This window comes from Clostridium sp. D5 (genome assembly GCF_000190355.1).
In the GTDB taxonomy this organism is placed as follows: Bacteria; Bacillota; Clostridia; order Lachnospirales; family Lachnospiraceae; genus Faecalicatena; species Faecalicatena fissicatena_A.
Window position 1 is genome coordinate 1,356,075 of sequence record NZ_GL870809.1, and the last position, 14,208, is coordinate 1,370,282.

Here is a 14,208-nt window from a genome sequence, read left to right on the forward strand (position 1 = left end):
TAGTCGCCTCAGACTTTGCTTGGTAAAGCAAAGTCTGTCCATCAGATTTTTCAATTTTATCCCAACGAAAACACGGCACACTAGAGGCATCCAAAAGCACCGGCAGACATCCCCTCCGGCGCCCCATACACCATCACAGGCTGGCTGCGTGCATCCAGGCGGATAGGCTGTTAAGTGGGAGCGGGTTCAAACGGTGGAGGCGGATTGTGTTGGGGGACGGGATACTTTTTGGCTGTGGTTTGTAATGTTTATTGTCGTGATTTTCTTTCTCTCTATAAAAGTATTAAGAAGCATTGTAGTAATTAATGTTTGGTCATCATCCGTTCAGTCATAAAAGTACGCTGCCCAGCACTTGCAACTTTTGGAGTCAGCGCTGTCCGAATAGCCATCATCCATCTGCTGCTCCCGTAAAGTGCCCACCGGGGAGCCTGTTTTACCTTTCAAATTGGATGCACCAGCTGAGGGAGAGGGGAGTCCGGGGCTTGCGGGAGAGTGTATGCGGCTGCAGAGGCCTAAGAGAGCGCTTTAGAATCCGTTACAGAAAAAATCAGGGAAATAGAGGTCTGGATTTGATTTTCAAAATCAAATCCAGTAGCCGCCATCGGTGTAAAATCATTAGGATTTTACGCCGATTGCGGCTAGTGCCTCTATTTCCCTGATTTTATCTGTTACGGATTCTTAGCAAACGGGTCGGCTCTGCAGCCGCATACACTCTCCCGCAAGCCCCGGACTCCCCTCTCCCTCAGCGTCCCCCAGTCCAATCAAAGTAAAACATACTTAATCACAAAGAGGATTGCCAGTATATACATTAGGATGCTGATTTTCTTTTCTTTTGCCTTTCCTGTTACGAGGTTGATTACCACGTAAGAGATAACTCCAAAGGAGATACCTTCGGAAATGCTGTACATGAACGGCATTGCGATGATACAGATGAATGCCGGGAGTGTTTCGGTGTAGTCTTCAAAGTCAATCTTGACGATTGAGGTCAGCATAAGGAAGCCGACGATGATCAGTGCGGGTGCCGTGGCAAATGACGGGATTGCCAGGAAGATCGGGGACAGGAACAGTGACAGACCGAACAGCAGTGCGGCTGTGAGACTGGTGAGTCCTGTACGTCCGCCTTCGGATACGCCGGATGCACTTTCTACGAATGTTGTGGTTGTTGATGTTCCGAGAGCTGCACCTACGGATGTACCAACGGCGTCTGCGAGGAGAGCACCCTTGATTTTAGGAAGCTTTCCGTTTTTGTCCAGCATGTCGGCCTTGGAAGCGACTCCGATCAGTGTTCCAAGTGTGTCAAACATGTCTACGAATAAGAATGCAAACATGATGATTACGAAATCCAGTGAGAATATCCTGGAAAAGTCCATATGCATGAATGTCGGTGCAAGGCTTGGAATTGAAAATCCTGCGGAAAAGTCTGGAAGCAGGCTGTACCAGCCGGCATCCGGGGTCGGCTTGTAGAGACCCACCAGCTGACAGACGATACCGAGCAGCCAGGTGATCAGAATCCCCCAGAGGATATTTCCCTTCACCTTTTTAATCAGCAGGATTGATGTGATCAGCAGCCCGATTAAAGCGAGCAGTACGGTGATTCCTTCTGTACTGAAGGTTCCGGTCTTGAGTGAATTTTTAAACGAAAATACGCCGACCAGTGTAGAGGAATCTACTACAATTTTGGCATTCTGCAGTCCGATAAAGGCGATAAACAGGCCGATACCAACGGAAACGGCGTGCTTCAGGTTCATCGGTATTGCATTGAATATCGCTTCGCGTACATTTGTCAGTGACAGCAGAATAAAGATGATACCTTCCACAAACACAGCGCTTAATGCCATCTGCCAGGTAAAGCCCATTCCCATGACTACCGTGTATGTAAAGTACGCATTCAGCCCCATGCCGGGTGCAAGTACAAACGGATAGTTTGAGAGAAGTGCCATCAGGCAGGTTGCGATAAATGCTGCAAGCGCGGTGGCGGTAAACACCGCCCCTCTGTCCATTCCCGATTCAGAAAGAATGTTGGGGTTAACGGCCAGAATATACGCCATGGTCATAAAAGTTGTAATACCTGCAAGTATCTCGGTTTTAACATCCGTGTGATTTTCTTTTAAATGAAATATTTTGTCTAAGTTCATGATTGCCCTCCTACCTCCACTCCTCGGGGAATATACCCCTGCGAGCTAGTATAATTTAATGAATTGATATGACAGGCAGTGGTTCGTCCGCTGAGGCTTCTGTTTAAAAAAACAGTATATGAATTCTGTGCACCTCCTTTTTCAATATTTTCAGCGGGACTGCCAACTCAACTATGATATACCTTTGAGGGAAAGTTAACAATAAGACAAAGCATGGAAGATACCGGAAATGAAAATAAAAAAGCTCCCGTCCTTAGCTTGTCATGTCTTTCCCTCTTTGGTATAAAAGGGAAATTTATAGACAGCTATTACGGTAGCTGGTAGAAACGCTCAACCAATTATGAGCATATATAAATTTCGTCCTAAAAAATATTTAGTTTATCTAAAAAAATATTAGATTCGATGTATTTACCTTACACTATATTGTGTGAAAAAGCAACGGGAAATTAAAAGACTTATTTCTTTTTGTGTATTATGCACAAAAGAAAGGCGTCTGCTGATTGAGAATAAAAGGAAAGAGCTGTTGCAGTGTACTCACTTGCAGCAGCTCTGAGAAAAGGGAAAATCTATCTGTAATTTTTGAATTTGTCTTATTAGGCGAAGTCCAATGGCCGCAGATGCAACACTGCTAGTGCAGCCATTGTCTTCTGTTTTTCATGATTATAGAATATCAGGTAATTGTGAATGCATTGTGACGATAATTGGAAAAATTTATTAATTAAATATAAGATATTCATAAAAAGTATGATGAATAAAAATGGGAAATTTTTAAAACCGCCATTTTATGCAGGATAGCGCAGGTGATTGAAGAATTGGAAAGAGTGGAAATAAGTGCAATTTTATTTGAATATTATTTGCGGGCAGGATATAATATTTTTATATGTACAGAAAAGTCTGGAGGATTGAAACGTGGGGAATAACAAGGAGATAAAGAAAGAAAAATTTGCGTCTGATACGTCAGAAAGAGGGGCAAAAGACTGGGTCAAAGCGTTGGCGGTCCTGTTGGGAGGGCTGATTGTGGCGCATCTGGGAGTAACGCTCTTTCTGCTGTCCGAACTGGGAACAGATACGTTCACTGTTTTTATACAGGGACTTTCCAGAACTGTGCATCTGACCGTTGGTACGGTGCATGTCATTATTCTGTGTATTTTAATGATCATCATGCTGCTGACAACAAAGGGATACATAAAACCGGGAACCGTAGTATGTGCATTCTGCGGCGGCCCGATCATTGATTTGTTTACATGGATGTTCCAGGGATATATTAACGGAGATGCGACAATGCTTATAAGGATTGTCAGTATGCTGGCAGGATGCGTGATTCTGTCCGCGGGGATGTCGATCGTCATCAACAGCAATGCAGGAACCGGACCCAATGACCTGGTGGCTATCATACTTTCAGATAAACTGGAAAAGATAGAATTCAGGTGGGTAAGGGTCGGATGTGACCTGTTCTTTGTTGTGTTGGGATTCTTTCTTGGCGGGACGCTGGGGATCGGTACAATAGTGGCGGTCTGCCTTACAGGACCGCTGGTCCAGTTCTGGCTGCCTAAGACAAAAAAAATGGTGGCAGCAATTGAATCTGGGCGCTAAGCCGGGGAGCAGCAGCTTACAGGACCTACCTTTTATGTACGATGTGCATGCTGTTTTTGGCGGATTCCTGCCACAGCTCTTTTTTCTTATCATACATGCTGTACAGCCACTCTATTGCCGTATCCATCCCCTCGTCTGACATGGGAAAAGATTCATGTTCTTTATTTTCATCAGGAGTTTTTTCGAAAGACCATGGTTCTGGATAAACGGTTACTGTAAAGGACTCTTTGCTTTCATCTGCTTTGAAAAAATAGCGCATTCCGCCATGGCCTCCGGAAAAGGGCTCTCTTTTCAGCCCCCCAACCGGGATTAGTTTTTTATCTATCATAATCGTCTCATACCTTATTCTGCAGCCTGGCTGCAGACACGCCCGCAGGGCATGAATTACGGTCTGCCCTTGGGTATACCTTTCTTATTTTGGAAGAACGGGTTATCCGTTCTGAAGATGATTATAGCATATTGCAGGAACATCCTGCAATATCTGCAATGGCTTCAGACAGCATCTGGTTACAGGCCTGCCTGTAAACATTAACTACAGGCAGATATACAAGAAACATACATCAGTGAACTGACGGGTGTATAACATATAAACAGCATTACACCCGGCCTTCATTGACGGGTAGATAAAAAAAGTAATATAATAGTATATCCAAAGGGTACCCTGCATCACATGCCTTTAGGTTATCAATTATTCAGCCTCGGGAGGGCAGATATGGACGTTATGAAGAGCAGTGCTGACAGTTCGGCTTATTTGGTCGATGAGACATATCATCTTATTTATTTCAACGAAGTGCTTCAGAACATATTCCCGGATATTCAGACGGGTGATTTCTGTTACAGGGCTATCTGTGGAGGGAATTCTCCATGCCGGGATTGTCCCCTTGCAAAGGGCAACGCCGCCGTGACGGAGATGTATAATGTAAAACTAAAGTGCTGGGTGGAACTGAGTGCCGGTAGGATAGAATGGCCGGGGCAGGGAACATGCAGCATTATTATTTCCAGAAATATTCCGGAGCATAAAATACAGGAAACTGAAAAACCATACAGAGTCGCAGAGGGAATTAATTCGCTGACCGGACTCTATAAAAAAGACAGATTTTTTCAGGCGGCGGAAGATTACCTGAAGGATACACCGGCGGCATGCTTTTGTCTCGTGGCTGTAGATGTTGAACATTTTAAGCTGTTTAATGAGTGGTACGGTAAAAAAGCCGGCGATGCATTTCTTTTAAACATCGCAAAGTATCTTAATGAGATACGGAAAGAATCAGGCGGTGTAGCAGGCTATATGGGGGAAGATGATTTCTGTATCCTGCTGCCGGGGGACTATGCACAGCTGGAACATTTGAAGAACCGTATTCTGGGGTATATCAGACAGTACAAAGGAAACGCCGGCTTTCTGCCGGCCTTTGGCGTGTACGAGTTCACGGACCTCCTGGTACCGGTAAGTATGATGTATGACAGGGCAGTCATTGCCATGTCATTTGTGAAAGGGAATTATGCAGACAGGATGTGCCGGTATGACGCACTTATGATGCAGGAAATGGAAGAGAATCATGTGATGCTTTCGGAAGTGCAGAAGGGCCTGGAGAGTGGGGAATTCACTTTTTATGTTCAGCCGAAATGCAATATGGCCACAGGACGTATCGTAGGAGCGGAATCACTGGTCAGATGGCTGCATCCGCAGCGGGGGATGGTGACACCGGGGGAATTTATTCCGCTGCTGGAACGCAGTGGATTTATTGCCAAGCTGGATATGTATATCTGGAATAAGGTCTGTACGTATCTGAGAAAGTGGCTGGATGAAGGGAAGACACTTCTTCCGGTTTCTGTGAACGTTTCCCGTGTGGATATTTATACACTGGATGTTGTTGAATATTTTATAAATTTGGTGCGCAAGTACTCTATTCCGCGGTATCTTCTGGAGATTGAGATAACTGAGAGTGCATATGCAGAAGAATACCAGAAGATTACAGCCGTTGCGGAACAGCTCAGGAATGCGGGGTTTACGGTTTTGATGGATGATTTCGGAAGTGGTTATTCGTCACTGAACATGTTGAAAGATATTAATGTCGATGTGCTTAAAATCGATGTGAAGTTTTTGGATATGAATGAAAAGAGTGCGGATAAAGGTCTGGGTATCCTGGAAGCCATCATCAGGATGGCGGCACTCATGGGACTGCGGATCATAGCCGAGGGAGTAGAAACGGAAGAACAGATCCGGTTTCTTGTGGAAATGGGATGTCTGTATGGGCAGGGATACTATTTTTACCAGCCCCTTCCCATCGAAAGATATGAGAATCTTCTGGAAAAGCAGGAAAACTTCGATTACAGGGGAATAAGAGCCAGAGAAATAAAAAATCTCAGTATTAAGGATCTGATGAATGCGGATATTTTCAGTGAGACAATGATGCATAATATACTGGGGGGGATCGGGTTCTATAAAGTATCCGGAAGTAATGTGGAATTGCTGAAGGTAAATGAATACTATTACAAGGTGACCGGGAGCAACCCGATTGATCTGGAAGAACAGCGGATTTATATACAGAATAGGGTATATGAGGACGACCAGGAAGAATTTCTGGAGATTTTTAAACGGGCAGATCATAACAGGCTGAGCGGAGGCTGCGGGCAGATCAGGCGGATCTGTGACAATGGTTCTGTTATCTGGGTACAGCTGCATGCTTTTTTCCTGAAGGCGCAGGAAGATGGCAGGCTTTATTATGGTGCGGTGACAGATGTGACGGAACAGAGAAAACGGGAGCAGAATCAGGAACTTCATTTTCTCAATAATAACATGCCGGGGGGATATCACCGCTGTTCCACGGGACCGGGGCATGAATTCTTATATATCAGCAACCGTTTTCTGGAGATTTTCGGATACACCAGAGAAGAGATCCGGAATTTATTTGGGAATAAGTTTATGAATATGGTACATCCGGATGACAGAGAACAGGTGGAAGCCGATGTTTGCTATCTGGAGAACAGCAGCTGTGCATCCAACATTGAATATAGGATGCGGGCAAAGAAGGGATATATCTGGGTCATTGACCAGAGCAGATATACAGAGTACAGTGGCAGTATATTTATACAGGGAGTCGTCCTGAATGTGACCGAGATGGTGGAACTTAGAAATATGATGAAGATCATTATGGGGCATACGCACGATAACATTTTGTTTCTGAAAGGAAATAACGACACCTGGACTTATGAAGTGGCAGCAGATGGTATTTCCAGGCATGTGGGATACCATGTAGAAGAATATCTGGGAGATATGCTGGGGGCATCCTGCGGGGCGGCTGTATTGGAGGACGGCACCGTCCGGCTGAGCGGTACCCTGCTGGAAGCAGTAGAAAAGAAAGAAGAGTATCATAACATTGTCCAGGCCGCGCTGCCCAGTGGAGAGATGCACTGGTTTGCCCTGAATGTAAGATACATCTGTCAGGAAAACGATTACCAGGTGCTTCTCTGCATTTTCGGAGATGTGACTTTTATAAAAGAGAAAGAACATGATCTGTGGCTGTCTGGCCAGAAGATGAAGAGCATCCTGCGCCAGGCAAAGATCAGCAGCTGGGAATGGAACATGAAGAACCATACCCTGAATCTGGGAAATATACAGGAGAACGGCAGGGTTATCCATGATTTCATAAAGACAGATTCCGACCATGCGGTGATACAGAATTTTCCGGAAGTAGTTATGGGAAAGGGCATCATTCCTGATGAGTACGAAAAGAAGCTGAGGCGGTATCTGGAAGATATGTATACCGGTGGAAAAAGAGCGGGCAGCAGAAGTGAGATTCCTTTGTGCCTCAAAGACAGGAGCCTTTGCTGGGTCCGTATGGCATGTGAGCTTGTAGATGATGAAAATGGCAGTCCGGTGGTGGCCATTGGGTATTATTATGATATTACAAAAGAAAAAGAGGAACGTATCCAGAGCAGAGAGAATATGAAAACACTGGAGATATTCCGCAGTCAGTCATTGTATGATTTTAAAGTCTGTCTGTCGGAGGACGTCAGTACATGCAGCGGTGGAAGTATAGTGAACTGGATGGGAGAGACAGGGTGCAGTCAGAAGCAGCTGCTGGAAGGTGCAACGGAGTACTTTTGCAGTGAACTGATTCTGCCTCCCTACCAGGAGCTGTTCCGGACTTTTACCGACAAAAACAGGATGTATCAGGCATACAGAGACGGTAAGGTCATGGAGAACCTTGATTATCAGAGGATGTACAGAGGGGTTCCGTGCTGGATGCGGATGCTTGTGAATTATACGCAGTCAGAGGAGAATGACGAGGTTTATGCCTATATATTTGTGACAGATATCGATGCACAGAAAAAGCAGGAACTGCACCTGGCAAAGATGGCAGAGACAGATGTAATGACCGGGCTGTATAACCGCCGCACAGCGAAGTCTAAAATCGAGGGATATTTAAAGAACCACCCACAGTGCAGTGCAGCAGTGATTATGTTCGATATGGATAACTTCAAGACGGCGAATGATGTGTTCGGGCATGCATACGGGGATTCTATGATCCGTGAGAGCGCTGAAAAGCTGAATAGTTTTTTCCGGGAGATCGATATTATATGCCGTATGGGCGGGGATGAGTTTCTTGTTTTATGCAGGGATATCAAAGAAGAGGCAGTAAATGAGAAGATGAGACGGATTCTTTCTGATATGGCGGTCACTTACCGCACAGGGGAAAAGGCGATCAAATTTTCAGTATCTGCAGGCTATGCGATGGTCCCTGATCAGGGAACTACATTTGAGGAGCTATATAGAAAAGCGGATATTGCTCTGTTTACTGCGAAAATGAATGGAAAGAGTACATTTCTGAAATATGATTCTTCTATGAAGGATATACGCCTGGAGCTGGCTGATACGAAAAAGTCTCCTGAATAAAAGGAAAGAGTCACAGCAAGTGTGACTCAAGGGGGAAAAAGTTTATGAAAAAGTGTTCTTTTCTTTTGAACAATTATAGTATAACTTTTACTTGTGTAAAAAATGTGATACATTTTTGAATGAATTGTTAACATATCTGAAATAAATTGTGAAGAGCGGCGGAAAGTAAAATGAAACATACAGGCAGAAAAATTTTTCTGGCAGCAGGGATTCTGGGGGCTTTGGACTTTGTGGCAGTAGAACTGTTTTTCAATATGGCAGCAGGGCGTTCCTGTATCTTTTTCAGAAAAAAGCGTAAAAAAAGAAAAAAGCAGGGACATTTGACTGAATGGGAAGTGAAAGAGGAGCAGGAGCTGAAGGAACGCAGTGAGGGAATCCGCTGGATTGAGAATATGCACTGCGAAAAGGTGCAGATAAAAAGCGAAGACGGGCTGAGGCTGAACGGATATTATCTGGGAGCAGAGAAGGCAGAGCGGGTTGTGATAATGTTTCATGGCTGGCGCGGTTCCTGGCGCCATGATTTCGGGGCCTGCCTGAAATGGCTTTACGAGGAGAACAGCAGTCTTCTGTTTGTGGAACAGAGAGCGCAGGGGGAAAGTGAAGGAAAGTACATGGGATTTGGCCTGCTGGAACGAAAAGACTGCCGGATCTGGTTAAGGTGGCTGGCGAAAAGGAATACGGACCGTCTGCCGGTCTATCTCTATGGCGTATCCATGGGGGCAGCGACGGTGCTGATGGCAGCAGGGGAAGAACTGCCTGCGGAGGTATATGGGATAATTGCCGACTGTGGATTTACCTCTCCATATGAGATGGTATACCGTTTCGGGCGTACCAATTTTAAGCTGCGGGAACATCCGGTCATGGGTCAGCTGAACTGGCTTTGCAGGAAACGGGCCGGATATGATCTGAGAGAATACAGTGCGTTAGAGGCAATGGAGCACTGCAGTGTACCGGTTCTGTTTATTCACGGCAAAGCGGATACATTTGTGCCATATGAGATGACGCTTCGCAACTATGAGGCGTGCACGGCGGACAAGAGACTGCTGCTTGTGGACGGGGCTGCGCACTGCATGAGTTTTCTGAAAGACCGGGACGGCTATACGGACGCGGTCAGAGAATTGTTCAGAAGTGTGGAAAAGTAAGAAGGAGATGCCGGGAAATAAATCAGAGCGGAGTATACGTTCGGTTAACTGTTGATTTATTGCCCCAAATAGCGTATCCTATGAGTAATTAGCAGGTTCAATTTATACCGAGGGGCACACCGTAACTCATGCCCTGCGGGCAGATCTGCAGCGAAGAAAAGGACAACCATATATGTTTTTTCTAACAGAAGCCTGTAGAAATAGTTAATAAAAAGATATACTTTGGAAAATGAAGCGTTAACTATTCACATCATACTGGAAAGCGGGTGGGCTATGGAAATTCAGGAATATTTAAATGATTTATTAGGAAACCAGCTAAGAGAAATGAAATATCGGTATCGAGAACAGATTGTGGCTGATATTAAGAACAGAATGTGTTCACTGTTATCCAAATGGGACGACGAGGAATACAGGCGGACAATTTTGTTTGTTACGGATGAAGAGGCTTTGTTTTATGAACCTTATGCAGCCGCCGAGGTAAAAGAATTTGTTGTTGCAACGATAAGAGATAGTATGCTTGAGGTCGCAGCAAGTGTTAATTGTGCTCAATTTAAAATGGAGGATCCCCTGTCAGATAAAAAAATAAGGCAGATGACATCGGATGCGATTGCGTATTTCAGGCAGTACAGCTTCGAATCTTTACAGGAAGAAGCCCGGAGTATGGAATTCAAAGATGTTTATGGAGAAGCCATAAAAAAATACCCACTTGCATGGGAGATATTGAAAAAGACGGCATTATTAACGGCAGAAACATTACAATTTGCAGGAACGAATGAAACAGTTTCTGAATATGAGGACCAGAAACTGGATTGCAAAACATATAATAAAGTGGTTTGTGATGGTTATAGCCTGGATTTTGATGACTATTTGAAGGAAGAGCTTGGTAATCTGATTTCAGGATATACTGAAGTGTTATATGTAGATTCGTTTAAGATATTATCGAGAAACTTTGAAAAAGTTTTGCATGTTCTTCAGATTATCCTTGAGAATGGGCGGACTTTCGTGACCAGCAATTATTATATTAGTAATGGATATATAGAAAAAAGAAAGGAAATTCTGAGAGCAGCACATAGTGAAAAAGATGTATTTGAAAATCTGCGGAACAGGAGGGGGACTCCTGCAGAGCTGAGAAATATCCTGAAAGGAATGGCAGATGCCGAGCGCTAAGATTGGAGACCACTATGCCAAATTATAATTTTTACGATGTGTTTTCGGATTCACCCATGCGTTTCCAGCAGTTCGCCTGTGCTGTGATCAGTGTCAGGGAAGGCTGCACATTTCAGCGGTTTGGAGCGGGCCGGGACGGGGCAATCGACGGCCTGTTTGTCTCGGAAAATGGCAGAACTGTTCTGCAGGTAAAAATGACAGAGGCCAAAGGCAAGGCGCTGCTGGGACTGATGAGACAGGAGCGGAAAAGGATCAGCCCCGAAAACTGTAACAGGTATATCCTGGTAATTGCGTCCAGAACGCTTCGGGACGAACTGAAAGAAGAAATAAGGAAAATCATCCCGGAAATACGAGATACCGGTGATATTGTGACCGGAGTAGATCTGAATGGTTTTCTGGAGAGGCCGGAGTACGCGCACATTGAAAAAGAGTATAGGGAACTGTGGCTTCACAGCGGAAACTATCTGGAAGAGATGCTGTCCTTTTCTGCACTCCGGGAATTACAGAAGCGTTCGAATCCGAAGTTCAAACTGATGGAAAAAGAGAGAAAAACTTTTGTTGAGACAAATGCGTTTCAGGAAGCCATCCATATTCTGGAGACATATCAACGAGTTATTATTTCGGGAGATCCAGGTATCGGAAAGACAGCGCATGCGCTTTGTCTCGCCGATTACTATATCTGTACGGAAAAATATGAGGCTTTCTATTTTGTGAATTCTCTGGAAGAAATTGAACGGATCATGGGGGAAGAATCGGGAGAAAAGACTGTTATAGTATTCGATGATTTTTGGGGACACAGTCATTTTTCGGAAAGCAGGCTGGAATTAAACGCAGACAGAAAAATGCTGGATTTATTTCATGTGCTTTCTTCTTATCCCAATATACGTCTGATCTTTACGACCAGAGAATTTGTCCTTCAACAGGGCTTTTTGTGTTTTCCGGAGTTGGAGGACTTTTGTGAGATAAGAAAAATCAATCTGCGGTTAAATTCTTATACACTGGCACAGAAAGCAGAAATATTGTACCGGCATCTGGATGAATCCCAGTTAGAGTACCGTTATGTAAAGGCAGTTTTTAATGCCCGGGAAAGTATACTTCACAGTGATGCGTACAGTCCCCGGTCGGTGGCATATTATCTGGAACATGTCCGGCCTGGCGATGAGGAGAGTTCTCAAGCATTTGCGGACGCATTACAAAAGTATGTGAGATCACCAAAAGAATATTATGAAAACGTATTCAGCCAGCTCTCTTACGGGGCCAAAATAATCTGTATGCTGCTTGTCGTATCAGAAGAGGAAATCCGGATTTATCCTGAACTGAGACAGGGATTTATGGGAGTGGCAGATGCCTGCGGCGGAAAAATAGAAAAGGAACAATTTGATAATTATCTTCGGGAGTTGGAAGGCGTCTTTACAAAAATAAAGGAATCTGTCTTTGAAGAAACAGAGGTTGTTCTGGATTTTCTTAATTACTCTATAAGTGATTTTATGAAAGAATATTTGAACCGACATATAGAGGCTTATGAAATGATCCTTGCAGAGAAATGCAATTGCTTTAATCAGCTGTTTTATCTTGCTTCTGAAATACAGGTTTCGGAAAAATGCCTGACATATCTGATAGACAGAATGATTAATGAAAGGAAAAAATTAAAATATTCATATGTGTTTTCAATGGATGTGAATCAGTATTATTCAGTAGATGCCGATGTGGAAAGTTATGATGCCCATAAGGTGTGGCAGTTGAACCGTTTATATGAAATAACATATAATGCAGATCTATACCATTATCTTACCATCTATACAGATGCTTTAATAAAGGCTTTGTATGAAGGAAGAGCGGATCATGAAGATATGGAAAACATCATAAATCTAGTTCCGAGGATGTGTAAAAATGGCTATCCTGTTGACAGCAGAAAGTTTCTGGAAGCTTATTATAAGAATATATGGTGGTCAACTGAAATCGCCTGGATGAAGTATTTAAAATCGTGCTGTCTAGATTGTTATGATGCATTTATGGAAGATCATATGCACGAGATCAGGCAAAGACTGCCGGGATTGGTTTTACAGGATATAGAATATTTGTTTGATGACATTGAGTGTGATGCCAAAATAGACGATTTAATTATGCTGGTTCCCGATCTGTTTGAAACGTTTGGTATAGACTACACAAAGGGATATGAAAAGGAGTTATATGAGGCAGCAGAGCTTCCGCTGCCTAAGAAATCGAAAAGAGCAGTCATAGATCCAAAAGACGACGAACCTTCAGAATACCAGATAGATCAGGAAAATTATGAAGAAGTGACTGCCCGTGCGGAAAGCTGGCTGGTGCCGGAGACAAAGTATCTATCGCCAAAAGAAATTAAGGCCGCGGAGCGCATGGTTGGGAAAGATTATCGAAAAGGATATCTGACCAATGGAAAATTTGCGGGAGATGATTTTATGATTGTAATGGAATATCTGGAACATCTATCGAAACTGCCGTCTGATAAAAAGGTGTTTTATAATGGCCTGTTGGATTATATGCTTGAAGAACGGACTGTGGAACAAAGAAGCGTGCTCTGGACGGCAGCCAGAAAACTGACAGAAAATGCAGCTTTTTATTTTACAGAGCGGGAATTGGACATGCTTTGCGGTTGTGAAGACGGAAATGAGATGTTCCGGGCACTATTGGATTCCGGGTTAATACATAAAAGAGGTAAATGGTATTATTTCTGGAATAATGATATGCAGTTATATTTATCTTTAAGAAGTATTGAGGCGATGAGTCACGAGAGAAAACAAGTGTATTATCAGGAAGACTTGAGGGAGCTTTGGGATAAGGAAGATGGAGCAGACTGGATTACTTTTTTGCAAGAAAATGAAGGGGAGAGTTTTAAAGATTAGTTTCTGGATAGGATGAAAGTATATTTAAACTAAGCATGCTTCCTGGCGATATGGAAGTATAGGAAAAGTGCAGCGGAGCCGGTATTCTAGGCAAAAGGCCATGTCCTTCAAGATTGAAGGACATGGCCTTTTATGTGTGTGCCAGGCATGGCACTAATCTAGCTAGTGAAAGTCTAGTCACGGGTATTTACCGCCAAGTGTAGCGGAGCGCAAGTTGGCATCAGTAATGATGTGGATGAAGGAAGCGCATAGCAAAGTTCACGAGCCTACGAACAGAAACTTGATAAGGCGATGAGGTGGGTAAGGTTGCACATCAAACCAAAGCCCGAAAGGTAAACGTATAACCGAAGTTGTAAATCAAGAGGTTGTGGAATGAAAGATTAGTGCCTTACCCT

The 14,208-nt window shown here is 43.9% G+C and carries 7 protein-coding genes and 1 riboswitch; of the genes, 5 read left to right on the forward strand and 2 right to left on the reverse strand.

Annotation, left to right across the window (positions count from 1 at the left end; translation table 11 throughout):
* Nucleotides 1-761: 761 nt before the first annotated feature.
* Nucleotides 762-2,135 (reverse strand): NCS2 family permease, encoded by a 1,374-nt coding sequence (locus tag HMPREF0240_RS05675; RefSeq protein WP_009002486.1) that lies wholly within the window; start codon nucleotides 2,133-2,135, stop codon nucleotides 762-764.
* Between the two features lie 278 nt (nucleotides 2,136-2,413).
* Nucleotides 2,414-2,509: riboswitch (purine riboswitch) on the reverse strand.
* 535 nt (nucleotides 2,510-3,044) lie between these two features.
* Here HMPREF0240_RS05675 and HMPREF0240_RS05680 point away from each other — a divergent pair.
* Nucleotides 3,045-3,728, forward strand: coding sequence for a membrane protein (locus tag HMPREF0240_RS05680; RefSeq protein ID WP_009002487.1), 684 nt, complete (start codon nucleotides 3,045-3,047; stop codon nucleotides 3,726-3,728).
* Nucleotides 3,729-3,753: 25 nt separating this feature from the next.
* Here HMPREF0240_RS05680 and HMPREF0240_RS05685 read toward each other — a convergent pair whose 3' ends face one another.
* Nucleotides 3,754-4,056, reverse strand: coding sequence for a hypothetical protein (locus tag HMPREF0240_RS05685; RefSeq protein WP_009002488.1), 303 nt, complete (start codon nucleotides 4,054-4,056; stop codon nucleotides 3,754-3,756).
* A 384-nt stretch (nucleotides 4,057-4,440) separates the two neighbouring features.
* On the opposite strand from HMPREF0240_RS05685, the gene HMPREF0240_RS24255 reads away from it, so the two are divergent.
* From HMPREF0240_RS24255 to HMPREF0240_RS05705, 4 genes are all read left to right on the forward strand, one after another.
* Entirely contained in the window at nucleotides 4,441-8,622 is a 4,182-nt protein-coding gene (locus tag HMPREF0240_RS24255) for an EAL domain-containing protein (RefSeq protein ID WP_050794482.1), read from the forward strand.
* Nucleotides 8,623-8,792: 170 nt separating this feature from the next.
* On the forward strand, nucleotides 8,793-9,764 hold the full coding sequence (locus HMPREF0240_RS05695) for an alpha/beta hydrolase (RefSeq protein WP_009002490.1): 972 nt from the start codon (nucleotides 8,793-8,795) through the stop codon (nucleotides 9,762-9,764).
* A 273-nt stretch (nucleotides 9,765-10,037) separates the two neighbouring features.
* A complete protein-coding gene (locus tag HMPREF0240_RS05700; RefSeq protein WP_148486286.1) occupies nucleotides 10,038-10,931 on the forward strand; it encodes a hypothetical protein in 894 nt (297 codons plus the stop codon).
* A gap of 14 nt (nucleotides 10,932-10,945) precedes the next feature.
* Nucleotides 10,946-13,813 carry an ATP-binding protein gene (locus tag HMPREF0240_RS05705; protein ID WP_009002492.1) on the forward strand — a complete coding sequence of 956 codons (2,868 nt, stop codon included), beginning with the start codon at nucleotides 10,946-10,948 and terminating at the stop codon, nucleotides 13,811-13,813.
* Nucleotides 13,814-14,208 lie beyond the last annotated feature (395 nt).

Excerpts from the sequence above, each read along its gene's own strand:
- HMPREF0240_RS05695 (WP_009002490.1), top strand. The coding sequence starts at position 8,793 with ATGAAACATACAGGCAGAAAAATTTTTCTGGCAGCAGGGATTCTGGGG.
- HMPREF0240_RS05685 (WP_009002488.1), bottom strand. The coding sequence starts at position 4,056 with ATGATAGATAAAAAACTAATCCCGGTTGGGGGGCTGAAAAGAGAGCCC.
- HMPREF0240_RS05675 (WP_009002486.1), bottom strand. The coding sequence starts at position 2,135 with ATGAACTTAGACAAAATATTTCATTTAAAAGAAAATCACACGGATGTT.
- HMPREF0240_RS24255 (WP_050794482.1), top strand. The coding sequence starts at position 4,441 with ATGGACGTTATGAAGAGCAGTGCTGACAGTTCGGCTTATTTGGTCGAT.
- HMPREF0240_RS05705 (WP_009002492.1), top strand. The coding sequence starts at position 10,946 with ATGCCAAATTATAATTTTTACGATGTGTTTTCGGATTCACCCATGCGT.
- HMPREF0240_RS05700 (WP_148486286.1), top strand. The coding sequence starts at position 10,038 with ATGGAAATTCAGGAATATTTAAATGATTTATTAGGAAACCAGCTAAGA.